Raw genomic sequence first — 26412 nt, forward strand, 5'->3', positions numbered from 1 at the left:
GCCACCCTTGGCGTTGTGTCAGAGGGCTCAGGAGAAGTGAGAGTGTTGAGATGGAAGGGTTTTTACCTGGTGCTGAGTGTTGCCCTGTCAGGCTGCGGCAACGGTGATTCCATGGAAAGCTTCGGTGGCCCGACCATGGGCAGCACCTATTCGATCAAGTACGTACGAACCAAAGGGCTACCCGCACCGAAAGAAGTGCAGGTCGAAGTCGAAAAGATCCTCGCCGACGTCGACCGACAAATGTCCACCTATCGCAGCGACTCGGACATCGAACGCTTCAACGATCTGCCCGCCAATCGCTGTCAGACCATGCCCGCGCCGATCCTCGAATTGGTCCGTGTCGGCGAGCAACTGTCGCTGCAAAGCGAAGGCTCTTACGACCTGACCGTCGAACCACTGATGAACCTTTGGGGTTTCGGCCCACAGGCCCGCGAGGAAAAAGTCCCGAGTCCCGAAGCGCTGGCCGAAGCGATGCAGCGAGTCGGTCACACGCACCTGCGTATCGACGGCGATCAGCTGTGCAAGGACGCCGCCGTCGAGGTCGACTTCAACAGCATCGCCGCCGGCTACTCGGTCGATACCATCGCTGCAAAACTCGACAGCATGGGTATCCACAACTACCTCGCCGAAGCCACTGGTGAACTCAAGGCAGCTGGCAAAAAGCTCGATGGCTCACCGTGGAAAATTGCCCTGGAAGAGCCCCGGGATGATCAGCAAATCGCTGAACGCATCATCAATGTCGACGGCTACGGCGTGTCCACCTCTGGCGACTACCGTAATTATTTCGAGCAGGGCGGCCAGCGTTATTCCCACACCTTCGATGCCAGCACCGGTGCGCCGATTACTCACACCTTGGCGTCCGTCACGGTCATCAATCCTTCAACGCTGATGGCTGATGGACTATCGACGTTGTTGCTGATTCTCGGCCCCGCACGTGGATGGGACTACGCCGAAAAACACAACATCGGTGCATTCTTTGTGATTCGTGCCGATACAGGTTTCGTCACACGGACCAATCAGGCTTTTGAACGCCTCAGTGGCGGCAAAACCGAATGAATACGGCGATCCGAGCATTGAAGACTGGCGTTGTAGCGCCGGCAAAAGTAGCCTACGACGCGACCAAGGGTTAATGTGCGCGGCGTTGACGCTTCTATAGACTGTGTCCGGGTTCTGCACTGGCCCCAAATTGTTCCTTCACGCCGCAGATCGGCGTGATTTAGCCGCAGGTGCCGATGGCGCCGCGGCCTGTTCTGAGGAGTACGCATGGCTGTCTACAACTACGACGTGGTGGTGCTGGGTTCCGGCCCGGCAGGAGAAGGCGCGGCAATGAACGCCGCCAAAGCAGGACGCAAGGTGGCGATGGTCGACAGTCGTCGCCAGGTCGGCGGCAACTGCACCCACCTGGGCACCATCCCGTCCAAGGCATTGCGTCACTCGGTCCGGCAGATCATGCAGTTCAACACCAACCCGATGTTCCGGGCCATTGGTGAGCCGCGTTGGTTCTCGTTCCCGGACGTGCTGAAAAGCGCAGAAAAAGTCATTTCCAAACAGGTCGCTTCGCGCACTGGCTACTACGCCCGTAACCGTGTCGACGTGTTCTTTGGCACCGGCAGCTTCGCCGACGAGCAAACCATCGAAGTGGTCTGCGCCAACGGTGTGGTTGAAAAGCTTGTCGCCAAGCACATCATCATCGCCACCGGCTCGCGTCCTTATCGCCCGGCGGACATCGATTTCCATCACCCGCGTATCTACGATAGCGACACCATCCTCAGCCTCGGCCACACCCCGCGCAAACTCATCGTTTACGGCGCTGGCGTGATCGGTTGCGAGTACGCCTCGATCTTCAGTGGTCTGGGTGTGCTGGTTGAGCTGGTGGACAACCGTGGTCAGTTGCTGAGCTTCCTGGACTCGGAAATTTCCCAGGCCCTGAGCTATCACTTCAGCAACAACAACATCACCGTTCGCCACAACGAAGACTACGACCGCGTCGAAGGCGTGGACAACGGCGTGATCCTGCACCTCAAGTCCGGCAAGAAGATCAAGGCCGATGCCTTGCTCTGGTGCAACGGCCGTACCGGTAACACTGACCAGTTGGGTCTGGAAAACATCGGTGTGAAGGTCAACAGCCGTGGCCAGATCGAAGTCGACGAAGCCTACCGCACCTGCGTGCCGAACATTTACGGTGCCGGTGACGTGATCGGCTGGCCGAGCCTGGCCAGTGCCGCCCACGACCAGGGCCGTTCGGCCGCTGGCAGCATCGTGGATAACAACAGCTGGCGCTTCGTGAATGACGTGCCGACCGGCATCTACACCATTCCGGAGATCAGCTCGATCGGCAAGAACGAGCAAGAGCTGACCCAGGCCAAAGTGCCGTATGAAGTGGGCAAGGCGTTCTTCAAGAGCATGGCGCGTGCACAGATCGCCGGCGAGCCTCAGGGCATGCTGAAGATCCTGTTTCACCGCGAAACCCTGGAAGTGCTGGGCGTTCACTGCTTCGGCTATCAGGCGTCGGAGATTGTTCACATCGGCCAGGCGATCATGAGCCAGCCGGGCGAACTGAACACCCTGAAGTACTTCGTCAACACGACGTTTAACTACCCGACCATGGCCGAAGCCTATCGGGTAGCGGCGTACGATGGCCTCAACCGGCTTTTTTGAGCGGCTCCGGCCGGTGGCCTGAGCCGGCCGGGGAGACCGATTTCAGCAATTCTCGAGGGTGGCAGTGGCCAAACCGGGAAAGTCTGTAATCAGGCTGTCAACGCCGAAGTCGGCGAGTCTGCGCATTAGCGCGGGCTCGTTGACTGTCCATACCGACACATGCAACCCCTGACGCTGCGCCTTCTGCAGGCGTTCCGGCGTACACAGGGTCCAGTTCAGCGCCAGAATCTCACAGCCATAGCTTTGCGCGACTTTCAACGGGTCGAGCCAGGCGTATTCGGCGACTAATCCGCGCGACACGTCCGGCACCAGGTCCAGCGCGGCTTTTAACACTTCGCGCGAACTTGAGGTGATGGTTACCTTGTCGAGCAGGCCGTGACGCACCGCCATTTCCCGAATCGCCAGCACCGTGGTCGCGGCGCGCGTGCGTGAAGCGCTTTTGACTTCCAGTTGCCAGTGCTCGAAATCGCATTTCTCGAACAGCTCTTCCAGCGTTGGAATCGGGCACGGCTTGATCCAGCCCGGGCCGCCCTTGCGTGCGTCGTAGGTCACCAGATCCTGTGCGCTGTGCTCGACCACTTTGCCGCGGCGGTCAGTGGTGCGCTTGAGCGTCGGGTCGTGGATGACCATCAGCTCGCCGTCCATGGACAGGTGCAGGTCCAGTTCGCAGCGGCGCACGCCGTGCTTGAGACATTCCTGAAAACTGGTCAGGGTGTTTTCCGGTGCTTCGCCTTTGGCGCCGCGATGGCCGTAGATAAGGGTCACGGTTCTTCCTTAATTAAATGCCTGATTCGTTTTGTTCGCGGGCCAGGCGTCGTTCCTGGGCCTGCTTTTGCAAGATGTAGCGGGCGAGCAATTGGCGCTGGGCATCAGTCGGGTACTCGAACTCGGTGCCGACATCGTAGCCGTCGCCCTTGCGATCGCAATGGGTGACCCTGGCCCGCAGCAACAGGCCCAGCGCTTGCGGCATCAGCACCAGTTTTACCGAAAGGTGCGCGCCGACAGCAATGGGGGTCGGGTACTGAAAGTCGATGCCGCCTTCGGAAATGATCACCGGTTGCGGTTCGCCGATCTGCCCGAGCACGGTCAGGGCAACCACCTGGCTGAGCAGGTCGATGCGTTTGTTCTGGGATTTCAAGAATGCAGCAATCGCCCGGTCGCGCTCACTGATCTGGCGCAACAGGTGTTGCGATTCGAATTCGCTCAGGTGCAGTTCGCTGAGCAAGTTGAAGAGTGGGGAAGCATCCTGCAACACTTCCTGGCCTGCGGCTTCGGGAGCGGACAGGGGCCGAATTTCCAGTGCGATCGCGTCCTCGATACGGTAGTATTCGCGGCGATCTTCTTCATCTAATGTCGACATGGCGAACCCATGGTAGCGGCGGTGGTCTGAGTGTAAAGCTGGTTATCGACCCCCGCCACAAGGACGTTCCTTTTCCCTCCGAACAAGCCCCGACATGTTCAGACCTCTCTTCGTATTTATTGGCACGCGTTATACCCGTGCAAAGCGTCGCAATCATTTTGTGTCGTTCATTTCCCTGACATCGATGATCGGGCTCGCCCTCGGCGTGGTCGTGATGATCGTCGTGCTGTCGGTCATGAACGGCTTCGATCATGAGATGCGCACCCGCGTGCTGGGCATGGTGCCCCACGCGACCATCGAGTCCGGTGAACCGATCAACGACTGGCAAGGCCTGGCCACCAAGGTCAAGCAGAATCCGCAGGTGACGGCCGTTGCGCCGTTCACCCAGATGCAGGGGCTGCTGACCAACAACGGCAAGGTCTCCAAGGTGCTGCTCAATGGCATCGACCCGGCGCTGGAGCGCCAGGTCTCGATCATTGATAACTTCATGCAGCAGGGCAAGCTCGACGACCTGGCCCCCGGCAGCTTCGGCATCGTTATCGGCGACAAGGCGGCGGCCAAACTCGGCGCGGCCATCGGCGACAAGCTGACCTTCGTCGCACCGGAAGTCACCGTGACCCCGGCCGGGATGTTCCCGCGCATGAAACGCTTTACCGTGGTTGGCATCTTCCATGTCGGCGCCGGTGAGCTGGATGGCTACCTGGGCGTGACCAATCTGCAGGACCTGGCCAGGCTGCATCGCTGGAAACCGGATCAGGTCCAGGGCATCCGCCTGAAATTCGACGACCTGTTCCAGGCGCCACGCGTGGCCTGGACCCTGGCCCAACAACTCGGCGAAGACCACTACTACGCCCGTGACTGGACCCGCACCCACGGCAATCTGTATCAGGCGATCCGCATGGAAAAAGCCATGATCGGCCTGCTGTTGTTGCTGATCGTTGCCGTTGCGGCCTTCAACATCATTTCCACGCTGGTGATGGTGGTGAATGACAAGAAGGGCGATATCGCGATTCTGCGCACCCTTGGCGCCACGCCGGGGTCGATCATGGCGATCTTCATGGTCCAGGGCACGGTCATTGGTGTGGTCGGGACGCTGATCGGCGCCGTGGTCGGGATCTTCGCCGCGCTGAACGTCAGTGCCGCGATCTCGGCCCTCGAAGGCTTGATCGGGCATAAATTCCTCAACGCCGACGTGTATTTCATTGATTACCTGCCATCGCAAGTGCAGAGCCAGGACGTGTTGATGGTCTGCGCCGCCGCGTTGGTACTGAGTTTCCTCGCCACCCTGTATCCAGCCTGGCGTGCCGCGCGCACCCAGCCTGCGGAGGCGCTACGTTATGAGTGAGTCGGGCATGAGTGAAAAAGCAATCTTGAGCTGCCGCAACCTGGGCAAATCCTACGAGGAAGGCCCGGAGTCGGTAGAGGTTTTGGCCGGTCTGCAACTGGAACTGCATCCGGGTGAGCGCGTGGCGATTGTCGGCACTTCGGGTTCGGGTAAAAGTACCTTGCTCAACCTGCTGGGCGGTCTCGACACGCCAACCAAGGGCAGCGTCTGGCTCGACGGCGAGGAACTCTCGGCACTGAGCGAGAAGAATCGTGGCCTGCTGCGTAACCGTTCCCTCGGGTTCGTGTACCAGTTCCACCATTTGCTGCCGGAATTCACCGCCCTGGAAAACGTCTGCATGCCGCTGCTGATCGGCAAGACCGCGATCCCGGAAGCGCGTCAGCGTGCCACTGCGTTGTTGGAGCGGGTAGGGCTGGGGCATCGCCTGCAGCACAAGCCGTCGGAACTGTCCGGTGGCGAACGTCAGCGTGTGGCCATCGCCCGCGCCCTGGTGAACAACCCGGGGCTGGTGATGCTCGACGAGCCGACCGGCAACCTCGACTCCCACACCGCGCAAGGCATTCAGGATTTGATGCTGGAACTCAGCACCTCGATGCGCACGGCGTTCCTGGTGGTGACTCACGACATGAACCTGGCTCGCCAGATGGATCGCGTCCTGCATTTGCAGGAAGGTTGCCTGACGCCCATCTGATTGACCGAAACCCGGCGTGACTGAAAAGTCCGCCGGGTCTTTTATTTAATACGGTGCCCAGCGAATGTTCAGACCGTTATCGATCTTTATCGGCGCGCGCTATACCCGCGCGAAGCGCCGCAATCGCTTTGTTTCTTTCATCTCGATGACCTCGATGATCGGCCTCGCCCTGGGCGTGCTGGCGATGATCGTGGTGCTCTCGGTGATGAACGGCTTCCAGCGCGAAATGAGCTCGCGCATCCTCGGCATGGTGCCCCACGCGACCATCGTCGGTGTGAACCCGATCGACGATTGGCAGCCAGTGGCCGCCGCGGCGATGAAAAATCCCGAAGTGACTGCCGCCGTGCCGTTCACCGAAATGGAAGGCATGCTCTCTTATAAGGGCGCGATGCAGCCAATCCAGATCAGCGGCATCGACCCGGCGCAAGAAGGCAAGGTTTCCATCGTTGCCCAGCACATCGTCCAGGGTCGTCTTGATGCCTTGAAGCCCGGCGAGTTCGGCGTGGTGGTCGGCGAGATCACGGCGCGGCGCTTCCGCTTGAACGTCGGCGACAAACTCACCCTGATCGTGCCGGAAGTCAGCACCGCACCGGGCGGCATCACCCCGCGCATGCAGCGGCTGAACGTGGTTGGCGTGTTCAAGGTTGGCGCCGAACTTGATGGTTCGATGGCGTTGATCCACATGGCCGATGCCGCGCAGATGCAGCACTGGCAGCCGAACCAGGTGCAGAGTGTGCGTCTGGCGGTGAAGGATTTGTACGCGGCGCCCAAAGTGTCGAATGACATCGCCGCCGGACTGGGTGCTGCTTACAAGGCTGACGACTGGACCCACACCCAGGGCAGCCTGTTCAGTGCGATGAAAATGGAAAAAACCATGATCGGCCTGTTGCTGCTGATGATCGTCGCAGTGGCGGCGTTCAACATCATTGCAACCCTGATCATGGTGGTGAACGACAAGGGCGCGGACATCGCGATCCTGCGCACCATCGGCGCCACGCCACGGCAGATCATGGCGATCTTCATGGTGCAGGGCACGGTGATCGGCATTGTCGGCACCTTGATCGGCGGCGTGCTGGGGGTGATTGCGGCGTTGAACGTCAGTGAACTGGTGGGTTGGCTGGAGCGCGTCAGCGGGCAGCACATCTTCAGTTCGGATGTGTATTTCGTCAGCAACTTGCCTTCGGAATTGCAGGGCGGGGATGTGTTGTTGATCTGCTCGGCGGGGTTCATCTTGAGCTTTTTGGCGACGGTATATCCGGCATGGCGTGCGGCGAAGATCGAGCCGGCTCACGCGTTGCGGTATTCGTAAACCACCCACGATCATTCCCTCGCTCTGCGTGGGAATGCCTCAACGGATGCTCCGCGTTCGGCTTTGGATGTGACGCAGAGCGTCACGGGCTGCATTCCCACGCAGAGCGTGGGAACGATCAGATTCGGGGTAACTCGATCACAAACCGCGTCCATCCTTGACCTGATTCGCAACGAATCTGCCCACCATGGGCACGGATGATCGACTGGGTGATCGCCAAACCCAACCCCGCATGCTCACTACTCCCTTCCTGGCGCGCCGGATCTGCCCTATAGAATCGGTCGAACAAGCGCGGCAGCAACGCCTCATCAATCCCGTCTCCGCTGTTTTCAACCGTCAGGCTCAAACCTTTGGGCTGCTCGACAATCCGCACCCGAACCTGACCCTCAACCGGGGTAAACCGCAACGCATTGTCCAGCAGATTGGAAAGCGCCCGGCGCAACATGCTGCGGTCGCCCTCCATCTGCGCCGTGCCGTCACGGCTCAGCTTCACCTGCGCGTCCTCGGCCAGCGGCGCGAAGAATTCCAGCAACAGATCCACTTCCTCCGCCAATTGCAGCGGTTCACGCTTGGGCATCAGCAATCCGTGGTCGGCCTTGGCCAGGTACAACATGTCGTTGACCAGTTGCGCCATCCATTGCAGTTCTTCGAGGTTGCTGTGCAGCGCTTCGCGGTAATCCTCAATGGGGCGCGGGCGGGTGAGGGTGACTTGGGTGTGGGTCAGCAGGTTCGACAGTGGCGTGCGCAGTTCATGGGCGATGTCGGCGGAGAAGGCTGAGAGTCGTTGAAAAGAGTCGTCGAGCCGTCCGAGCATGGCGTTGAAGTTGTGGGCCATTTCCGCAAGCTCCGGCGGCATGTTCTCCTCTGGCAGCCGTGCATTGAGCGATTGCGCCGAAACCCCACTGGCCACCGCGCTCATGCGCCGCAACGGACGCAAACCGCTACGCGCCGCCCAGGCCCCGAGCAGGGCAGTGGCCAGGGCCGAGAGGCCAACCGTCAGCCAGATCAGGTGCTGCATGCGTTGCAGGAAGTGCTGGTGATGAGTGATGTCCAGCAGCAGCGTCAGTTGCGGCGAATCGGGTGTGTCGAGGAACAGCGGGGCGTTGAGCACACGATAGTCGGTGCCATCGCTGCTCAGGGTCGATAAACCCACTGTTTGCGGGAGCTCCTTGGGCAATCGAATAGAGCTGTCGTACCAGCGTTGGCCATCGCTGCCAGTAATGCGCAGTGATAAATCAGCCTGTCGGCTCAGTTCGTCTTGCAGTTTGATTTCGCTTTCACTGGATTGAATGTCGTGCAGCGCCCGACGCAAACCGATCAACTTGCCGTCCAGCAACTGCTGATCGAGCTCAATGAAGTGCGCTTCGCTGGCGCGGCTGAACAGCACCCCGGCAAACAACGACACCACCGCGGTGCAAGCTGCGAACAACAGGGCCAGGCGATTGCTCAAGGACAGTCGGCGCATCAGGTGTCGCGCTCTTCGAGGACATAACCCATACCGCGCACGGTGTGGATCAGTTTGTTGGGGAAGTCGTCGTCGATCTTCAGGCGCAGACGCCGGATTGCTACTTCGATGACATTGGTGTCACTGTCGAAATTCATGTCCCACACCTGGGAGGCGATCAGCGACTTGGGCAGGACTTCACCTTGCCGGCGCAGGAGCATTTCCAGCAGGGCGAATTCCTTGGCGGTCAGGTCGACGCGCTGACCGCTGCGTTCGACCCGGCGGCGGATCAGGTCCAGGCGCAAGTCGGCCAGTTGCAGGTTGGTTTCCTGAGGTGTGGCGCTGCCGCGACGCAGCAGGCTGCGAACCCGGGCCAGCAGTTCGGAAAACGCGAACGGCTTGACCAGATAGTCGTCGGCGCCGAGTTCCAGGCCGTGAACCCTGTCCTCCACCGCGTCTCGGGCTGTCAGAAACAATACCGGCGTATCGAGGCCGGCACCGCGCACTGCTTGCAGAATCTGCCAGCCATCGCGACCGGGCAACATCACGTCGAGGATCAACAAGGCGTAATCGCCGGTCAGCGCCAGCTGCTGGCCGGTGCTGCCGTCGGCCACCAGTTCGGTGTTGAAACCGGCCTCGGTCAGGCCTTGGCGCAGGTAGTGGCCGGTTTTGGCCTGGTCTTCGACGATCAGCAGTTTCATGGGTCACTCTGTTTAGGTGGAACGAGCGCTTTATACCGTGGGTGGCTGCGATGCAGACCAACCTGACAAAGTTGTAATCTGCCTGTCAGGTTGAGGGCAGGCGTGTCAGTTTAGAGTTTTCCACAGGCTGAACCTTATCTTGTTGGAGTACGACTATGTTTTTGCGCAATCCCCTGGTGCTGGCCGCGTGTTTGCTGGCGTTGAGTTCGCCGGTATGGGCCTCGCCTGCGCAGACCTACGATTTCGGTCAACCAGCCCCGGCGGCCAAGGCCGGCCGCAGCGTGGAAGTGGTGATGGGCGATATGTCGTTCGATCCGAAGGCGATCGATATCAAGGCCGGTGAGACGATTCGCTTTGTGCTGGTGAATAAAGGCCAGTTGCTGCACGAATTCAACCTCGGCGACGCGGCGATGCATGCCGCGCACCAGCAGGAAATGTTGAAGATGCAGCAAAGTGGGATGCTGACGCCTACAGCGATGAAAGAAATGGACCACGGCTCCATGGCCGGCATGGATCACGGCATGAAGCACGACGACCCGAATAGCGTGCTGGTGCCGTCGGGTAAAACCGCTGAGCTGACCTGGACCTTCACCAAGGCCACCAGCCTGGAGTTTGCCTGCAACATTCCGGGCCACTATCAGGCGGGCATGGTCGGCAAACTGACAGTCAGTCAGTAAGCACTCAAAGGCGGGCGCAAAGGCTGGTAGAATCCGCTGATTCTTCAGTCAGGTTTCCGCCATGCATCCCGCAGCCGAACATTCGCCGCTGGGCAAATCCAGCGAATACATCGCCACCTACACGCCGTCCTTGCTGTTCCCGATCCCGCGCACCGCGAAATGGGCGGAGCTGGGGCTGACAGCGGACACCCTGCCGTATAAAGGCGTGGACTTCTGGAACTGCTTCGAGCTGTCGTGGCTATTGCCGTCCGGCAAGCCGGTGGTGGCGATCGGTGAATTCAGCATTCCGGCGGATTCGCCGAACATCATCGAATCCAAGTCGTTCAAGCTGTACCTCAATTCCCTGAATCAGACGCCGTTTGCCGACACCGCAAGCCTCGAAGCCACGCTGGTGAAAGACCTGTCGGCCGCAGCCGGTAAACCGGTCGGCGTGCGGATTCGCAGTCTGAAGGACGTCGAGGCAGAAGGCGTTGTGGCGTTGCCGGGCGTGTGTATCGATGACCTGGACATCAGCGTCAGCAATTACGAGCATCCGCGTCCGGAACTGCTGCGTTGCGATGACTCGCGCATTGTCGAGGAGAGCGTGCATAGCCATTTGCTCAAATCCAATTGCCCAGTCACCAGCCAGCCGGACTGGGGCAGCGTGGCGGTGGAATACCGTGGCGCAGCGCTGGAGCACGCGAGTTTGCTGGAATATATCGTGAGCTTCCGTCAGCACTCGGACTTTCATGAACAGTGTGTGGAGCGGATCTTTCTCGATCTGCAGCGGTTGTTGAAACCGGAGAAATTGACGGTGTATGCGCGGTATGTGCGTCGTGGCGGGTTGGATATCAATCCGTATCGCAGTACTGAAGAAGTGCAATTGCCGAACCACCGTCTGGTCCGCCAATAAGATCAAGATCTTTTGATTTCGGTGCTAAAAAAACAAAAAGCCCTGCTATCACTAGCAGGGCTTTTTTGCTTTTGGCGGGTTCAGATCCCGATATTGCCCAGCGTTTGCACGATGTTGCGCAACGTACCGGCAATGGCGGGGTGTTCGAGTTCGAAGCGTTCGACGGCCAGGTTCACGCCGTCGGCAAGGCTGGAATCCTGGGTTTTGGTTTCGAGTTCAAGCTCAAGTTCGATCTGTTCCATCAGCGCGTGCAGATCGGCGCGCTCGGCTTCGGATAGCGGCGGATTCTGTTCCAATTGCTCGCGCAGAGTATTGAGCTGTTCTTGCAGTTCGCGGGCAGGCATGGCGTTCTTCCTTTTATCGATAGGCACTGGCATAGACCGCAGCAGCACGCCAAAGGTCTATGGCTGACCTTTAGATTAATCCACTCTCGGGCAGGCTGCATGCATTCATAGGTGTGAGGCGGCGATCAGGGCTTTTCGCCCTTGAGCCGACGCAAGCTGATGTCCGCCAGGCAGGTATCGAGCTCCCCGAGGTGATCGATCACCGAATGCACCCCCAAGCCAAACAGTTGCATGGTGGCCTTACCGCGCAGGTGTTCGCGGTCTTTCTGGCCCAATGCTTGCCATTCGCTCGGCGCCAGGCCGCACAGCGAACCGCAGGACGCCAGGCCAATGGTCCATAACCCGGCATTCAGTCCGGCCTGCAGCAATCGCGGCTCGCCGCTGACCAGCACGCAGCCGTCCAGATGCTCGACATTTAACGCCATCAAGGCTTGCCAGCAGGCGTTCGGGGCCGGCCATGGATTGATTGTTGCTGGATGTTGCGAAGGTTTGATCCACGTCGGCAGGCCCGCGGCCAGTGTGTGGCTGAGGGCAGGGGGGAGTTCGTCGAGCCAGGCGCAGGGAATCTGCTGGCGCTGCAAACTGCGCAGGCTGTCCAGAGCGCCGGGGGTGGCTTCAGCGTGTTCTGCGTTGGGCGGGCCGGGCTGGCCCGTGCGAGCACCGAAATCCACCAGGCAACCACTGAGGCCGAACAGCACGGCGGTCAGGTTTGGCGCGGCGTCGGGCAAGGCTTCGGCATGCGGCATATCAGCGTCCCTGAAATAGCGACAAGGCTATGGGAAGACGGTGACAGTTGAGTGACATTGATGTGAATCGCTCACAGTCGTTTCGCATCGTCGGCAGGCCGACTGTTAGGGTGCTGCCTAAACCTGACTTTCCGTCTTATACTAGCCGCCTTTACGCTTGGGCCGCGCGCCCGCGCCAGTACAATCCAAGGAGTTTTCTATGCGCTGGAGCAATCAACTCGCTCAGCTATGTATGTGTGCCAGCGTGTTGCTGGTTCCGTTTGTTGCTCAGGCAGCTTCGGAAGATGATCCTTGGGAAAGCGTCAACCGCCCGATTTATCAGTTCAACGATTTTGTCGATACCTATGCGCTGAAGCCTATTGCCCAAGGCTATGAGTTCGTGACGCCGCAGTTCCTGGAAGACGGCATTCACAACATGTTCCGCAACGTCGGGGATGTCACCAACCTGGCCAACAACGTCCTGCAGGCCAAGCCGGCCGCTGCGGGCGTTGACACCGCGCGCCTCATTTTCAACACCACCTTCGGTTTGCTGGGTTTCTTCGATGTCGGGACCAAAATGGGCCTGCAACGCAGCGACGAAGACTTCGGCCAGACCCTCGGCTACTGGGGCGTCGGCAGCGGTCCGTATGTGATGCTGCCGTTGCTCGGCCCAAGCACCCTGCGGGATGCGCCGTCCAAGTTCGTCGACGGCTACACCGGCCCGTACCGGTACATCAACGACGTGCCAGTACGTAACTCGATCTTCGGCCTGAACATCGTCGATACCCGCGCCAGCCTGCTGTCGGCCGAGAAGCTGATCAATGGTGACAAGTACATCTTCATCCGCAATGCGTACTTGCAAAACCGCGAATTCAAGGTCAAGGACGGTCAAGTCGAAGACGATTTCTGATTCAGCGCGGTAAAACGAAGAAGGCGGCCATTGGGCCGCCTTTTTTGGTTCTGGATCCCGTTTATTTCATCTTCAGGATTGTAAGCCCGAGTTTCTGATTATCGCCGTCCTGGGCCTTCACCCACACCACTTCAGTGTCGGCCTCCAGCCCTTTGAGGGCCGCGTGATCGGAATCGATCCGCACGCTGAGCCGGTCCCCGACCTTGAACAAACGCGGCGCCTCCACCTGCATGCCACTGCTGGAAAGGTCGATGCAGACGGCTGGCACCTCATCGCCCTCGTGAATCAGTGACACATCGGCATCGACTCGCATGCGGATGAAATCGCGCTTTTCGCTGTAGTCCCGATCGGTTTGGCTCATGGGCTTCATCCTTCCATTGGGTTACGGTTTTGCCTGTTCTTATAACTCCCGGTGATTTGACAAGTAAAGACGTCAAGCGACCATCGGCGTGAGCTTGAAACGCCCCGCGGATGGGAGTACCGTCTGCGCCTTAGAAGGGCACCTCTGGTGGACCTGTGTGTAGGGCAAACGCTCGAAAACAGTGCAGCAGAGAGGCTAGAAAGCGAATCCAGTAGTGTGAGCCGGGACAAAACCCCTGCCTGCTACGCCAACCTAATTCTGGCGCCGTTTGCCCACATGCCAAAAACCAGTGCCACGCTGCTGATAATCGATGATGACGAAGTAGTGCGCGCGAGCCTCGCCGCCTATTTGGAAGACAGTGGTTTCAGTGTCCTGCAGGCCAGCAATGGCCAGCAGGGTCTTCAGGTATTCGAGCAAGACAAGCCCGACTTGGTCATCTGCGACCTGCGCATGCCGCAGATGGGCGGACTCGAACTCATTCGCCAGGTCACCGAGCTGTCGCCGCAAACCCCGGTTATCGTGGTGTCGGGTGCCGGCGTGATGAACGATGCGGTCGAGGCCCTGCGCCTGGGCGCGGCGGACTACCTGATCAAGCCTCTCGAAGATCTGGCCGTGCTCGAGCACTCCGTGCGCCGGGCCCTGGATCGTGCGCGCCTGCTGCTGGAAAACCAGCGCTACCGCGACAAGCTCGAAAAGGCCAACCGCGAACTCGAAGCCAGCCTGAACCTGCTCCAGGAAGACCAGAACGCCGGTCGCCAGGTGCAGATGAACATGCTGCCGGTCAGCCCCTGGACCATCGACGAGTTCCAGTTTGCGCACCAGATCATCCCGTCGCTGTACCTGTCGGGTGATTTCGTCGACTACTTTCGGGTCGATGAGCGTCGGGTAGCCTTCTACCTGGCGGACGTTTCCGGGCATGGCGCCTCTTCAGCTTTCGTCACCGTGCTGCTGAAGTTCATGACCACGCGCTTGCTGTTCGAATCCAAGCGCAATGGCACGTTGCCGGAATTCAAGCCTTCAGAGGTACTTGGTCATATCAACCGAGGCCTGATCAGTTGTAAGCTGGGTAAACACGTCACAATGGTCGGTGGTGTCATCGACGAGGAGACAGGTTTGTTGACCTATAGCATCGGCGGTCATCTGCCGTTGCCTGTGTTGTACACGCCAGACAGTGTTCGTTATCTGGAAGGGCGTGGTCTGCCGGTCGGCCTCTTCAATGAAGCCACCTATGAAGACCACGTGATGGAGTTGCCACCGACGTTCAGCCTGACGCTGATGTCTGATGGCATTCTGGACCTTTTGCCAGAACCGACACTCAAAGAGAAAGAAGCGGCGTTGCCCCAACGGGTCAAGGCTGCGGGCGGCACCCTGGATGGGCTGCGGCAGGTTTTTGGATTGGCCACGCTAGGGGAGATGCCGGATGATATCGCCCTGTTGGTGTTGAGCAGGAATCTTTAATGAGTACCGGTAGAATCCAGTTCGCCGAGCAGGACGGCACCTTCGTCCTCAAGTTCGTCGGTGAAGTTCGCCTGACCCTGTGTTCGGCGTTGGATGCGACTATTGAGCGGATCTTCACGGCGTTGAACTTCAACGCAATCGTGATCGACCTGACCGAAACCCGCAGCATCGACAGCACCACGTTGGGCCTGCTGGCCAAACTGTCGATCCTGTCGCGGCAGAAGGTCGGCCTGCTGCCGACCGTCGTCACCACCCACGAAGACATCACCCGTCTGCTGCAGTCCATGGGCTTCGAGCAAGTGTTCAACATCGTTGACCGCCCGATCCCGTGCCCTGAATGCCTGACCGACCTGCCAGACCAGGATCAGTCCGAAGAAATCGTGCGGATCAAAGTGCTTGAAGCACACAAGATCCTCATGGGCCTGAACGACTCCAATCGTGAAGCGTTTCATGATCTGGTGAATGCTTTAGAGCGCCACTGATTCCAAAGACTGTGGAGCCCGGACTTGCCCGCGAAGGCGTCCGCATGACCTCCCTATCCGTCAGCGCGAAGCCAGCCCAGTCCCACTCTCAGCAAATACAAAAAAGGGCGAACCCACCTGGGTTCGCCCTTTTTGCATTGCGCTGAACTAGATCACAGCTTGGCTTGCAGCAGCGCCTCAAGCTTCTCTTGATCCCGAGCAAACTGACGAATACCTTCAGCCAGTTTCTCGGTCGCCATCGCATCTTCGTTGGACAACCAACGGAACTGCGCTTCGTTCAGGTTCAAACGCGCTTCCCCAGCATGCCCAGGCGCCAGTTTACGCTCCAGCTTGCCGTTGTCCGCCGCCAGTTTCTCCAGCAGATCCGGGCTGATGGTCAGGCGATCACAACCGGCCAACTGCTCAATCTGATTCAGGTTACGGAAGCTCGCGCCCATCACTACGGTTTTGTAGTCATTGGCCTTGTAGTAGTTGTAGATGCGCGTCACCGACTGCACGCCCGGATCATCCGCGCCGGTGTAGTCGTTGCCGTTGGCCTTCTTGTACCAGTCGTAGATGCGGCCCACGAACGGCGAAATCAGGAACACCCCGGCGTCGGCGCAAGCAGCGGCCTGTGCAAAGGAGAACAGCAGCGTCAGATTGGTCTGAATGCCTTCTTTTTCCAGAATCTCGGCAGCGCGGATGCCTTCCCAAGTGGAGGCGATCTTGATCAGCACGCGGTCACGGCCAATGCCGGCCTTGTCGTACAGTTCGATCAGACGGTGCGCGCGCTTCAATACGGCGTCAGTGTCGAACGACAGACGCGCATCCACTTCGGTGGAAATACGGCCAGGGACCACTTTCAGGATTTCTTGCCCTACCGCGACGCCAAAACGGTCGCTGGCCAGGCCCACATCGCCCTTGCAGTCGTGAACGCAGGCGTTCAGCAACTCGGCATAACCGGGAATGGCCGCCGCTTTGAGCAGCAGGGAAGGGTTGGTGGTAGCGTCCACGGGTTTAACGCGAGCGATTGCTTCGAAGTCGCCGGTGTCGGCAACAACGGTAGTGATTTGTTTGAGTTGTTCCAGCTTGGAAGTCATGGGTGTGCTCTGTCCTATGGGTCTGTTGACATTACCCGAGCGCTGACAGCCACTCAAGGGCGGGTGTGCGTATCGATGGCCCCAATGGCAACATCCTGAAAACGGGTGTTTGATTGGCGGGGCGCGGTGTCGGTAAATACGATGCCAAATCGGGGCACAGGTTCAAAGCAACTGACCGTTAACGCTCCCGTGACCGGCCCTCGCTCCTGAACGGTTGACTGGCCTGGGCACACAACGCGTCCATCCTACTGCGGATTGAGCAATGCCCTGACGGCTATTTCGGCCGGTTTCGGCTGCCCATCAGACGTCTGCAGGCCAAAATTCCTCTCCCGATCATTCCCGCCCGAATCACTGTTCTTCCATTCATAAAGGGAAGTCAGCGGGATCTTCAGTTTTTTCACATCGGCGATGAACGTGCTGACTTTGCTGGCTTGCCCGTCGACCCCGCCGTTGGTACTGAGCGACGGCGCGCCCCATTCGCTGATAACCCCCGGTAATTGGAAGTTCTGCTGAATGAATGCCTGGGCATTGCTGATCTGGGCACCGGAAAGGCCATAGGGGTGATAGGAAATCGCGCTGAGGCATTTGGGGTAGTCACTGACAATCCTGTTCAACGCCACCGTGGACGCGGAACCCGCGCTCGGCGCTTTCGCGAAGCCAAAGCCGAGCAAGGGCGTCGGTTGCGCTTTCTGCCCCAGGGAATGGCACACCGCGCTCATGAACGGCACAAAGGTCGTCTCGAATTGGCCGGTCGGCCAATACTTTTCCAGGTCCGGCTCATTCCATATTTCAATGGCTACCAGCTGTGTGCGGTAGGACTGTTCCAGAGCCAACACCGATTTGGCGAAGAGTTCTCCCGCGGCCACCAGCTCGCGGGCGTTGCCGGGCGTGTCCGTCAGCGCCTCGGTTGCGCGAACGGTCAACAGTACTGGCAATCCGGCGGACTTGGCGGCGGCGAACGCATCGCTGATCTGTTGTTGATAGGCCGAGCCATCCAGGCTGTCTGTCCATACGCCAAAACGCACGAACCCGAATCCCGCCGCTTTGATCCGCCCGGCATCGACGGAGGTGAAATTCTGGATCTTGACCTGGACACCGATGGTCTTGTTAGCGGGCAGGGCGGGGAACAGTTCGCTGGCGTGAACCTGACTGGCGCTACTGAGCATTAGCAGAGTCGAAGCGGCAAGGCGTTTGAAAGGTATCGCATTCATGTCGGGTGTCCTCACGTCGGGCTGGAAATAACATTGGCCATTAGTTTTCGATGTTATTAGTTAGATGATCAAGAGGTTGCGAAGTGCTCGAATGTTATTTTCTGTCGGGTAACGATTGTTAGAAAGTCATCGTTATTTTTGGTCCGTTTATTCTGGTTGGGTGGTTTTTAGGTGTCGTGGTACTTAATACGCTTGTATTGACAGGGCTGATCCGTTTTTGAGTACGGAATGAACCCGTGAGTTCACTCATATCCCCACTACGCATTGGTTGATTCGACATTACACGGGAAGCATTGCCTTGTTCAGAAATATCCTTGTCGTCTGCGTAGGCAATATCTGTCGAAGTCCTACAGCAGAAATGCTGCTGCGCAACGCGCTGGCGTCCTCAACCATTGCCGTGACCTCTGCGGGCCTGTCCGCCAGGGTTGGCGAGGCCATGGAGCCTGCGGCACGCCAGGTTCTGGAAGACGGCGGGCATAGTGCCGAGGCGTTTAAAGCGCGGCAAATTACCCCGGATATCGTTAATGAATCAGACCTGATTCTGGTCATGGAAAAAGAGCATTTAAAACAAGTGCTGAAGATTGCGTCGCACGCCAGGGGCAAAGTGTTTCTTCTCGGGAAGTGGCAGGGTGAGCGAGAAATACAAGACCCGTATCGTCAAGGAAAAGCAGCTTTTATTCATGCCCATGCATTGATTGAAGATGCTGTTTGCTCATGGGCGCAGCGCCTCGGGCATTGATGAATAATTTTCAGATCAGTAAATGGTAAGAACGAACTTATGCAGTTACCGTCAGTAGTTGGCACCCGGGACAACGAGCGAGATGATATTGATCTTCTCGGTATATTCGGCAGTTTAATTGATCAGAAATGGTTGATCGGCGCGCTCACCGGTGCATTTATGCTGACCGGCGTTGCCTATGCGATTTTGGCGACGCCGGTGTATCTGGCGAACGCCGTGGTACAGGTCGAACCGAAAAAGAACGACATGCTCGGTTTTTCCGATCTCAACAGCATGCTCACTGGACAATCGCCGTCGGTGACCGAGATTGGCATCATCAAGTCTCGTGCAGTGATCGGCAAAGCCGTCGATGATTTGCACCTGGATATCGACGTCACGCCCAACACCTTCCCGGTCATTGGCAGTTTTCTGGCCCGACGTTACAAGGGCGACGGTGTAGCCGCACCGCGTTTTGGCCTGAACAGCTACGCCTGGGGCGGTGAACGCCTGGAGATCGCACGGCTCAACCTGCCGGAAGAGCTGTTGGGCAAGAAACTGACGCTGGTGGCCGCCGAGGAGCATCGATTCCAGCTGTTCGATGACAACGATAACCTGCGGGTGGACGGCGTCGTCGGCGAAGCGTTTGCGCAAAACGGCGTCGAGGGCCGGATCGCCAATCTGGCGGCCAATCCCGGCACTCGTTTCGAAGTGGTGCGCAGTCCAAGAATCGTCACCATCCTGGATTATCAGGATGACCTGGATGTGTCCGAGCAAGGCAAGGAGTCGGGCATCATCCGCCTGGCCCTGGCCAGCTCTGACCACGCCCAGGCGGTGAAGATTCTTAATAAAGTCGCCACGTTATATGTGCAGCAAAACGTCGAGCGCACCTCGGCGGAAGCGGCGCAAAGCCTGGATTTCCTGCAAGCCCAGTTGCCGCAGGTCAAGAACGACCTGATCAAGGCCAGCAATGCGCTCAACGGTTATCAAACCCGTGGCAAGACCGTCAACATTTCCCTCGAAACCCAATCGGTGCTGGAACAGATTGTCGGCCTGGACACGCGCATTTCCGAGTTGAAGCTGCAACAGGCGGACCTTGATCGCAAGTTCACCAAGCAGCATCCGGTGTATCGCGCCTTGATGACGCAGATCGGCGAATTGACCCGGCAACAGAAGAGTCTGGAGAGCAAGGTTCAGGATCTGCCCGCCACGCAACAGGAGCTGCTGAACCTGACCCGCGACGTGGAAGTGGCGTCGCAGATCTACACGCAGTTGCTGAACAAATCCCAGGAACTGGACATCGTCAGGGCCGGGGCGGTGGGCAATGCGCGGCTGATCGACGCCGCGGATGTCGACAAGACCACCCCGGTCAAACCGCGCAAGGCCCTGATCGTGCTGATTGCGACTTTCCTTGGGGCGTTTGGCGGCGTCGCCCTGGTGCTGGTGCGCAAATCCCTGAGTCGAGGATTGGAGGGGCCGGAGGCCATCGAGCAACTCGGTTTGCCGGTGTATGCGTCGATTCCGTACAGCGCGCTGCAACAGGAAGAGGACAGCAAAAAACTGCGCTTGAGTGACGAGTCGCGTCGCCAGTCTTTTCTGTTGGCAATGCGTAACCCGACCGACCTGTCTATCGAGTCGATCCGTAGCTTGCGCACCTGCCTGCACTTTGCCGGCCTGGACTCGACCAACAACCGCATCATGATTTCCGGCCCGAGCCCGCAGGTTGGCAAAACCTTCGTCTCTTCCAACCTCGCGGCGGTCATGGCGCAAAGCGGGCAAAGGGTTGTGCTGATCGATGCCGACATGCGCAAAGGGCATTTGCACAAGACGCTCAACACGCCGATCACCAATGGCCTGTCGGACCTGTTGGTCAAGCGCTGCAGCCTTGAGCAGGGCCTCCATCAAACCGAGATCGATAACCTGCACTTCATCAGCCGTGGACAGGTCCCGCCCAATCCGTCCGAGCTGTTGATGCACGCGAACTTCCGTGAGCTGCTGGCACAACTCAGCGACCTGTATGACGTGGTGATCATCGATACGCCACCGCTACTGGCCGTGACCGACGCCGCGATCGTCGGGCGTGAAGCCGCGATCAGCCTGATCGTCACCCGCTTCGGGGTGAACCCCGCCAAAGAGATCGAACTGACGATCCGTCGATTTGCCCAGAACGGCATCCAGTTGAAAGGCGCTGTGTTCAATGGCGTCGAAAAGCGTGCAGCGAGCTACTACGGCAACGGTGGATACGGCAATTACAGCTACGAGTATGCGTCCGACAAAGCTTGATTCGGCGATGGTCATTACCTGCATGGAAATGGGTGAATTGTGAAAAAAATACTGCATGTGGCCGAAACGATTAAAGGCGGCGTGGCGACCGTTATCCGCACGATATCGGTTCCACCTGAGGGCGAGGTTGCGAACTATGAGCTGGTGTATTTGATCCCGCTCGATCAGAAAAAAGAGCTGGTCGGCATTGATGAGCAACAGATCAGAACCTTCGACCGGACCAAGCGCGATGTGCGCTCGCTGCTGCGCTTCGCCTGGCAACTGGCTCGGGTGATTTTCAAGGAAAAACCCGATGTGGTGCATTTGCACAGCACCTTTTCCGGGGTCATTGGCCGTTGTGTGTGCCTGCTCCTGCGACCGTGGCGTTCGCCCAGGATCATCTACTGCCCGCATGCCTTTTCGTTTCTGATGGAGAGTTCGCCGGCCAAGCAGAAAGTCTATTCGCTGATTGAGCGGCTCTTGCAGAAAGTCACGGATACGATCATTTGCGTTAGCCAGTACGAACTGGATAAAGCCGCGCGGTTTGGCATTGATCGCCGTCGTATGACGTTGATCTACAACGGTATTCCTCACAAAAATGATGAGCCGAAGACCCCTGATCAGGCGCCGATCCATCTGCTGTTTGTGGGGCGGCTCGACTATCAGAAGGGTTTCGACGTCTTGCTCAAGGCGTTTGCCGGCGTCCAACGCACTGATCTGAAGCTGACGGTGGTGGGCAGTGCGGTCAACGAGGATACCGTCGATTGCCCGGTGATGGACGCGGTCGAATACGTGCCGTGGGTGACGCCGGCTGAAGTGAATGCGCTGTATCACGCGGCGGATGCGCTGATTGTTCCAAGTCGCTGGGAAGGCTTTGCCATGGTGCCGCTGGAAGGTATGGCCATGGGGCTGCCAGTGATTGCCAGTGACTGCACGTCCTTGCCCGAGTTGGTCACCCACGGTGTGACTGGCTACGTTTTCCCTGTTGGTGATCACCAGGCATTGACCAAGTTGCTGGTGAAAATCCAGAAGCCCGCCTTGCTGGCGCTCGGCGCTCAAGGTCGCCAGAAGGTCCGCGAGCGGTTCAGTGCCACGTTGATGATCAAGCAGACCTATGACGTGTATTCCGCTCCCTCCTATTAAGTAGATATCAGCACATGAACGTAACTATTTTGCATGGCTACAGCGCCTCCAACTCCGGTGATGGCCTGCTCGTGGATCTGGCCATCGCCCTGGTGCTGCGAAACTTTGGCGCCGACACCTCGATCAACGTCGTGGCCTCGGACCCGAAATCATTCAGCTACTTGCCCTACAAGCGCTATGACGCGCCGGTCATGGCGGCCAAGGGTTTGGGGCGGGTCAAGCAAGCGCTGTTCCTTGACCAGTCCTACGCCGGCCTTGCGGACCTGTTGAAAACAACGGACTTGATCGTCGGCGTCGGCGGCGGCTACATGCGCTCCAAAAGCGCCTTTGAACACATCAAGTTGAAACTGGGGCACGCCAAGCAACTGGAAACGGCGATCCTGAGCAAAGTACCGTCGGTGTACCTGCCGCAAAGCATCGGTCCTTTCCACGGTGAGGGCAGCAAGATCGTCGAGCATTACGCCCAGGCCGACGCGGTGTTTGTCCGGGACAACAGGTCGTCGGAGATTTTCGGCACTCATGAAAATGTCTACCGCGCGCCTGACTTGGCGGTGCAGGCCTTGGCCAGCAAGATTCTCCTGCAGCCCAAGTTCACCCGTTGCGCGGCAACTCCGGCGGTGGTCTGCGTAGTGCTGCGCAAACCGCCGGCATGGAGCAAGGAAAAGAAAGCCGGTTACGTGGCCAACTTGAAACTGCTGCTACAGCGCTTGAAGAACAAGAGCAAAGTGGTCTGTGCGGTGCAAAGCGCGGTGCGCGGCAACGATGACGGCGCGTTCTATCGCGAGCTGGGTATCACCGAAGATTTGCTGCCATTGAAGGCGACCCTGGCCAAGCATCAGCCGGACCTGGTGATTTCCGTGCGCCTGCATGGCGCCATCGAATCGCTGCTGGCGGGCGTCCCGGCGTTCCATATCAGCTATGAGCGCAAGGGCTTTGGCGCCTATCAGGACATGGGCGTGGAAGACTGGGTGATCAATGGCGGGGACATCAATGTCGACACCATCATCAACACAGTTTATGCACCGAACGCCTTGTCCCGGTTTGGCCAACAGTTGACGGACACCTGCCGGGAAATCGAAGCCAAGACCCTGGTCATGGACGGGATCATCAAGGGTATCGTTCGATGATATTTCGGCTATTGCTCCGGGGCGGAGCTTTAGGCGCGAAGTTCTTGCTGGTGTTGGCCATCACCCATTACCTGGGCTATGACGCGCTGGGCTTTTACGGCGTGGTGGTGGCCGCGTCGTTGATTGCGTCGAAGTTCTACAGCGTCGGGTTCAGTTCCGAAATCAATCGGCTGATCAGCGTTGGTCGCAGTTCGCGCTGGGTTGTCGATCGGGTTTTGCTGTTGTACCTCGGGGTGGGCATCGTGCTGTCGCTGGCGACGGTCACGGTGTATTCGCTGTTTCAGGGGATCGAGGCGAGTGTCACGCTGATCGTTTGTGTGGCGCTGCTGTTGCTCACCGAACACCTGTCGTTCGAAATCAACTCCTTTGTGTTTTCCGCGCAGAAAGCCACGTGGGGCGCGCTGCTGTTCTTTATCAAAACCGGCCTTTGGGCGCTGTTGGCGTTGGGCGGGATGATGCTCGGCTGGGTGTCCGATATCGCCAGCGTGTTGTGGTTGTGGGTGGCGGCCAACGTGTTGGTGATCGTTGCCGGTTACCTGATTGTGGTGAACGTTCACCGGGGCCGGGTGACCGCTGCCCTGACCACGGCATCGGTGTGGAAAGCCGGACTGCCGTTTTACCTGGGCACGGGCCTGATTGCGTTGAGTCAGTACGCCGAGCGCTTCCTGATTATCGATCTCGAGCCCTACGCCAGCCTGGGCAAGTACGTTTACGCTTGGTCGGCGGCCAACACCTTGCAAGCGCTGTCCTACGCCGTGGTCGCAGTAGTGGGCATCCCAGTGCTCGCCAAGCGCTATCAGAACGACCAGCAGGCGCTGACCGTGCGGCAGTTGTTCCTGAACAAGTGGGTGATGCGGGCGCTGGTGCTGTCAGGCGGCGTGGCGGTGATGATTTTTCTATTCTTCAACGTCGTGCTCGACTACGTCGCAACGTCGGTGCCGCGCCCGGATAACAACATCCTCGGCGTGCTGATTTTTTCCTTCGCCCTGCGCGCCGTTGGCGACATCGTCTGGGGTGGTTTGATCGCCTCGAAAAACAGCCGGGTGTCACTTGTCAGCGCGGCCATCTGCCTGCTGGTTTCGCTGCCGGTCAGTTACCTGTTGATCAAGCACCATTCGATTTATGGTGCGGCCTGGGGGAATGTCTTTTCGATCACCGTGCAGCTTGGCGTCATCGCTTTGTTGACCCGGTTTGCCCGAGCGAAGGTGACCGCGTGAAGCTGCCTTCCATCGAGTTTCGCGGCAGACGACTCGACGCGTCGATCTCGTTCCTGATTCTGTTCAGCGGCCTGTTCCTATCGGTGGCCATGCCGCTGCTGATGCACCGCGACCCGGGCCCCGATGCCATGACGTTGTGGTCCTCCTACGCCCGCGCTGACAACTGCAATTTCTGGAATCCCTTCTCGCCAGACCGCTCTTCCTACGAATGCTCGGCGTACCTGCTGCGACCCACCGGCATCAACCTGACCAATGCCTGGGCCTACGGGATGGCGTGTAATCTGTTCCTGACGGCGGTCCCGGTGTTTATGTTCCGGCGCATGCCGCTGACGATATTTTTCACCCTGTGTTTGTGGGGCGTGGTCCGCTCGTTTTTCCTCGAAAACCTGACCAAGGAAATCATTGTCTCGGTGGCGATGATTTCGATTCTGCTGTTCTCGTTTTCCAGAAAGTATCGCGGGGGATTTTTCTGCTCGGCGGTGATTTACGGCGTGCTGATCCGGCCTTACTGGATCTTGTTTTCCCTGGCCTGGTTCGGCGTCTGTGTGATGAAGAAGTACGTGTCTAGATTGACCTTCTTCCTGATGCTGTTCCTGTTCTACCTGGCCATCGCCACGGCGATTCAACTGGTGGTCGGCTATTCGGTGTCGTCGATTCGCGCAAGCAATAATGAGCTGCGCACGGCGGGCGAGGAGGGCTCGAAGTCGCTGATCGTATCGTGGATCAGCGGCGGTGACTTCGTGTCGCAAGCACTGGACTCGATGAGCATTTTTTTCCGCCTGTCGTTCCCCGTGGAGCTGATCCTGCTCTCCGGTCTGGGCCAGATCATCTTTGTGGTGTTGATGATGATGACGTCTTTGCTGATGTTCAAAATGATCACCTCGAGCGACTACAAGGGCGTGCGCATCGACACCAAAGTCAAAGAACTGATCGCCATTCCCCTGTCTTTTCTGCTGGTGCAGGGCCTGTTCGAACCGGACTTCGGTTCCTTCGCCCGGCATTTTTCCATGGTGGTGCCGGTGCTTTTCATGGGCCTGGGTTTGCAGCTGCGCGCCAAGAAACCTGAGTTGGTTGAAACAAGAATCCTGAGCTGAGGTTTGTGTTTTATGTCGAGCAAGAAGAAGTCGCTGGAGATCGAAACCCTGCGCGGCCTGGCCTGTTTGCTACTGGTGCTTTACCACGTGATCGGACCTTTGGGCGGAGGTTTGAAAATCGACCTGGGTTCACCTTTTCGGGTAATCGCCGACTCGATGGTGTACGTGCGCATGCCGCTGTTCACCTTTATCTCGGGCTACATCTATTCCATCTACAAAATCAGGGGCAATGACTTCTCCGCCTACTTTGTCGGCAAAGTCCGGCGGCTGATCGTGCCGTTGTTTTGCGTGGGGGTGCCGTTCTCGGTACTACAGGCGATCGGGCCTGGGGTGAACAAGGACGTTGGCGTGATCGATGCGCTGTTGTCGTTCTATGTGCCGATCAACCACTTCTGGTTTTTGCAGGCAGTGTTCATCATCTTTATGTTTGTCGGCCTGCTCGAATGGCGTGGGCTGTTGCAGACAATGACACGCCAGTACCTGTTGCTGGCGTTTGCGGCGGGGGTGTTTTTGCTGCCGCCGTTTGCGGTCGATGCGTTCGGTATCAATGGTGCGGTTTATCTGCTGCCGTTTTTTGTGCTGGGGATGATTGGCCATGAAAAGGTCAGCGAGATCCGGCAAACGTTCAGGGTAATCGGGCCGTTGGTGTTCGTGGTGATCTCGCTGGTGCTGCTGTATGTGGCGACGGTGGATCGCGGGTTGATCGTTGATCGTCGGAGCCTGGTCGGTTTGCTGGTAGGTTGTGTGTCTTGCGTGGCACTGCTGTCGAGTAACCTGCAGGCGCGGTGGCTGATCTGGCTCGGTGGTTATTCCTACGCGATTTTCCTGTTTCATGTGTTGTTTGCTGCCACTTCGCGATCCGTGCTCGGGCGTCTGGGGGTTAGCGATGACAGCGTTCTGGTGCTCAGCGGCGTGACCTGTGGTTTGCTGGGGCCGGTGGTGTTGGCGAATATTTTCAGCCGGTTCAGCATCACCTCTGTGCTGTTTCTGGGGGAGCGAGCGACACGCAAAACGCCGCCAGTCGCCGTAATCCCAGTCAGCTAAGCCACAACGCGACCCGTAGCAGCTGTCGAGCAACGCGAGGCTGCGTTCGGCGGCGAAGCCGTCGCAAAACCTGAGCACGCGGTCTTCCTGAAACACCGCACGGTCTGATTTCACGACGGCTTCGCCGTCGAACGCAGCCTCGCGGTGCTCGGCAGCTGCTACA

Annotated in this window: 26 protein-coding genes; 17 read left to right on the forward strand and 9 right to left on the reverse strand. The window is 58.5% G+C overall.

What is annotated here, in order from left to right:
- The first annotated feature begins 111 nt into the window (after window positions 1-111).
- Together ACA071_RS09835 and sthA are read left to right on the forward strand one after the other, a co-directional pair.
- The gene (locus ACA071_RS09835) at window positions 112-1056 is read left to right on the forward strand and encodes an FAD:protein FMN transferase (protein ID WP_497645284.1); all 945 of its coding nucleotides are present in this window, start codon (window positions 112-114) and stop codon (window positions 1054-1056) included.
- A gap of 207 nt (window positions 1057-1263) precedes the next feature.
- Window positions 1264-2658 carry a Si-specific NAD(P)(+) transhydrogenase gene (gene sthA / locus ACA071_RS09840; protein ID WP_007907752.1) on the forward strand — a complete coding sequence of 465 codons (1395 nt, stop codon included), beginning with the start codon at window positions 1264-1266 and terminating at the stop codon, window positions 2656-2658.
- Window positions 2659-2700: 42 nt separating this feature from the next.
- Here the strand turns inward: sthA and ACA071_RS09845 are convergent, their stop codons facing one another.
- Window positions 2701-3423, reverse strand: coding sequence for a glycerophosphodiester phosphodiesterase (locus ACA071_RS09845; RefSeq protein ID WP_497644134.1), 723 nt, complete (start codon window positions 3421-3423; stop codon window positions 2701-2703).
- Window positions 3424-3436: 13 nt separating this feature from the next.
- Window positions 3437-4018 (reverse strand): PilZ domain-containing protein, encoded by a 582-nt coding sequence (locus ACA071_RS09850; protein ID WP_169370745.1) that lies wholly within the window; start codon window positions 4016-4018, stop codon window positions 3437-3439.
- Between the two features lie 94 nt (window positions 4019-4112).
- Between ACA071_RS09850 and ACA071_RS09855 the strand changes: the two genes are divergently transcribed.
- The 3 genes from ACA071_RS09855 to ACA071_RS09865 all read left to right on the forward strand — a co-directional run bounded on the left by ACA071_RS09855 (window position 4113) and on the right by ACA071_RS09865 (window position 7363).
- A complete protein-coding gene (locus ACA071_RS09855; protein ID WP_497644135.1) occupies window positions 4113-5363 on the forward strand; it encodes a lipoprotein-releasing ABC transporter permease subunit in 1251 nt (416 codons plus the stop codon).
- 7 nt (window positions 5364-5370) lie between these two features.
- A complete protein-coding gene (gene lolD / locus ACA071_RS09860; RefSeq protein WP_166655989.1) occupies window positions 5371-6054 on the forward strand; it encodes a lipoprotein-releasing ABC transporter ATP-binding protein LolD in 684 nt (227 codons plus the stop codon).
- A 64-nt stretch (window positions 6055-6118) separates the two neighbouring features.
- A complete protein-coding gene (locus ACA071_RS09865) occupies window positions 6119-7363 on the forward strand; it encodes a lipoprotein-releasing ABC transporter permease subunit (protein WP_497644136.1) in 1245 nt (414 codons plus the stop codon).
- A gap of 118 nt (window positions 7364-7481) precedes the next feature.
- On the opposite strand, the gene ACA071_RS09870 is transcribed toward ACA071_RS09865, so the two are convergent.
- Window positions 7482-8828, reverse strand: coding sequence for a heavy metal sensor histidine kinase (locus tag ACA071_RS09870; protein ID WP_497644137.1), 1347 nt, complete (start codon window positions 8826-8828; stop codon window positions 7482-7484).
- Entirely contained in the window at window positions 8828-9508 is a 681-nt protein-coding gene (locus tag ACA071_RS09875; protein ID WP_497644138.1) for a heavy metal response regulator transcription factor, read from the reverse strand. Before ACA071_RS09875 ends, ACA071_RS09870 begins: the two co-directional genes overlap by 1 nt.
- A gap of 155 nt (window positions 9509-9663) precedes the next feature.
- On the opposite strand from ACA071_RS09875, the gene copI reads away from it, so the two are divergent.
- Window positions 9664-10185, forward strand: a complete 522-nt coding sequence (gene copI, locus ACA071_RS09880; protein ID WP_497644139.1) for a copper-resistant cuproprotein CopI — start codon at window positions 9664-9666, stop codon at window positions 10183-10185.
- 61 nt (window positions 10186-10246) lie between these two features.
- Entirely contained in the window at window positions 10247-11077 is an 831-nt protein-coding gene (gene queF, locus ACA071_RS09885) for an NADPH-dependent 7-cyano-7-deazaguanine reductase QueF (RefSeq protein WP_497644140.1), read from the forward strand.
- 80 nt (window positions 11078-11157) lie between these two features.
- Here queF and ACA071_RS09890 read toward each other — a convergent pair whose 3' ends face one another.
- Together ACA071_RS09890 and pcrP are read right to left on the reverse strand one after the other, a co-directional pair.
- A complete protein-coding gene (locus tag ACA071_RS09890) occupies window positions 11158-11421 on the reverse strand; it encodes a DUF4404 family protein (protein ID WP_497644141.1) in 264 nt (87 codons plus the stop codon).
- A gap of 125 nt (window positions 11422-11546) precedes the next feature.
- Window positions 11547-12167 carry an HAD superfamily inactivated hydrolase PcrP gene (gene pcrP, locus ACA071_RS09895; protein WP_497644142.1) on the reverse strand — a complete coding sequence of 207 codons (621 nt, stop codon included), beginning with the start codon at window positions 12165-12167 and terminating at the stop codon, window positions 11547-11549.
- A 199-nt stretch (window positions 12168-12366) separates the two neighbouring features.
- On the opposite strand from pcrP, the gene ACA071_RS09900 reads away from it, so the two are divergent.
- The gene (locus tag ACA071_RS09900; RefSeq protein WP_169370735.1) at window positions 12367-13056 is read left to right on the forward strand and encodes an MlaA family lipoprotein; all 690 of its coding nucleotides are present in this window, start codon (window positions 12367-12369) and stop codon (window positions 13054-13056) included.
- A 61-nt stretch (window positions 13057-13117) separates the two neighbouring features.
- Here the strand turns inward: ACA071_RS09900 and ACA071_RS09905 are convergent, their stop codons facing one another.
- The gene (locus ACA071_RS09905) at window positions 13118-13417 is read right to left on the reverse strand and encodes a PilZ domain-containing protein (RefSeq protein WP_497644143.1); all 300 of its coding nucleotides are present in this window, start codon (window positions 13415-13417) and stop codon (window positions 13118-13120) included.
- Window positions 13418-13693: 276 nt separating this feature from the next.
- Here ACA071_RS09905 and rssB point away from each other — a divergent pair, with 276 nt between their 5' ends.
- Window positions 13694-14875 (forward strand): two-component system response regulator RssB, encoded by a 1182-nt coding sequence (gene rssB / locus ACA071_RS09910; RefSeq protein ID WP_123512298.1) that lies wholly within the window; start codon window positions 13694-13696, stop codon window positions 14873-14875.
- Window positions 14875-15357 (forward strand): anti-sigma factor antagonist RssC, encoded by a 483-nt coding sequence (rssC, locus tag ACA071_RS09915; protein ID WP_123403442.1) that lies wholly within the window; start codon window positions 14875-14877, stop codon window positions 15355-15357. Before rssB ends, rssC begins: the two co-directional genes overlap by 1 nt.
- A 152-nt stretch (window positions 15358-15509) precedes the next feature.
- On the opposite strand, the gene tal is transcribed toward rssC, so the two are convergent.
- Entirely contained in the window at window positions 15510-16436 is a 927-nt protein-coding gene (gene tal, locus ACA071_RS09920; RefSeq protein ID WP_169370732.1) for a transaldolase, read from the reverse strand.
- A 245-nt stretch (window positions 16437-16681) separates the two neighbouring features.
- Window positions 16682-17647, reverse strand: a complete 966-nt coding sequence (locus ACA071_RS09925) for a glycosyl hydrolase family 5 (protein WP_497644144.1) — start codon at window positions 17645-17647, stop codon at window positions 16682-16684.
- A 298-nt stretch (window positions 17648-17945) separates the two neighbouring features.
- Between ACA071_RS09925 and ACA071_RS09930 the strand changes: the two genes are divergently transcribed.
- From ACA071_RS09930 to ACA071_RS09960, 7 genes are read left to right on the forward strand one after another with little or no spacing between them, the layout of a single operon-like run.
- Window positions 17946-18386, forward strand: a complete 441-nt coding sequence (locus tag ACA071_RS09930; RefSeq protein ID WP_497644145.1) for a low molecular weight protein-tyrosine-phosphatase — start codon at window positions 17946-17948, stop codon at window positions 18384-18386.
- A gap of 39 nt (window positions 18387-18425) precedes the next feature.
- Complete coding sequence (locus ACA071_RS09935) at window positions 18426-20645, forward strand: polysaccharide biosynthesis tyrosine autokinase (protein WP_497644146.1); 2220 nt, start codon at window positions 18426-18428, stop codon at window positions 20643-20645.
- Between the two features lie 39 nt (window positions 20646-20684).
- Window positions 20685-21767 (forward strand): glycosyltransferase, encoded by a 1083-nt coding sequence (locus ACA071_RS09940; RefSeq protein ID WP_497644147.1) that lies wholly within the window; start codon window positions 20685-20687, stop codon window positions 21765-21767.
- A 14-nt stretch (window positions 21768-21781) separates the two neighbouring features.
- Entirely contained in the window at window positions 21782-22894 is a 1113-nt protein-coding gene (locus ACA071_RS09945; RefSeq protein ID WP_497644148.1) for a polysaccharide pyruvyl transferase family protein, read from the forward strand.
- Window positions 22891-24111, forward strand: coding sequence for an MATE family efflux transporter (locus ACA071_RS09950; protein WP_497644149.1), 1221 nt, complete (start codon window positions 22891-22893; stop codon window positions 24109-24111). The genes ACA071_RS09945 and ACA071_RS09950 overlap by 4 nt, the downstream gene beginning before the upstream one ends.
- Window positions 24108-25205: a hypothetical protein gene (locus ACA071_RS09955; RefSeq protein ID WP_497644150.1), complete on the forward strand. Its 1098-nt coding sequence runs from the start codon at window positions 24108-24110 to the stop codon at window positions 25203-25205. Before ACA071_RS09950 ends, ACA071_RS09955 begins: the two co-directional genes overlap by 4 nt.
- 12 nt (window positions 25206-25217) lie before the next feature.
- Window positions 25218-26249: an acyltransferase family protein gene (locus ACA071_RS09960; RefSeq protein WP_497644151.1), complete on the forward strand. Its 1032-nt coding sequence runs from the start codon at window positions 25218-25220 to the stop codon at window positions 26247-26249.
- Window positions 26250-26412: the final 163 nt, after the last annotated feature.

Source organism: Pseudomonas sp. LBUM1646 (assembly GCF_059716165.1).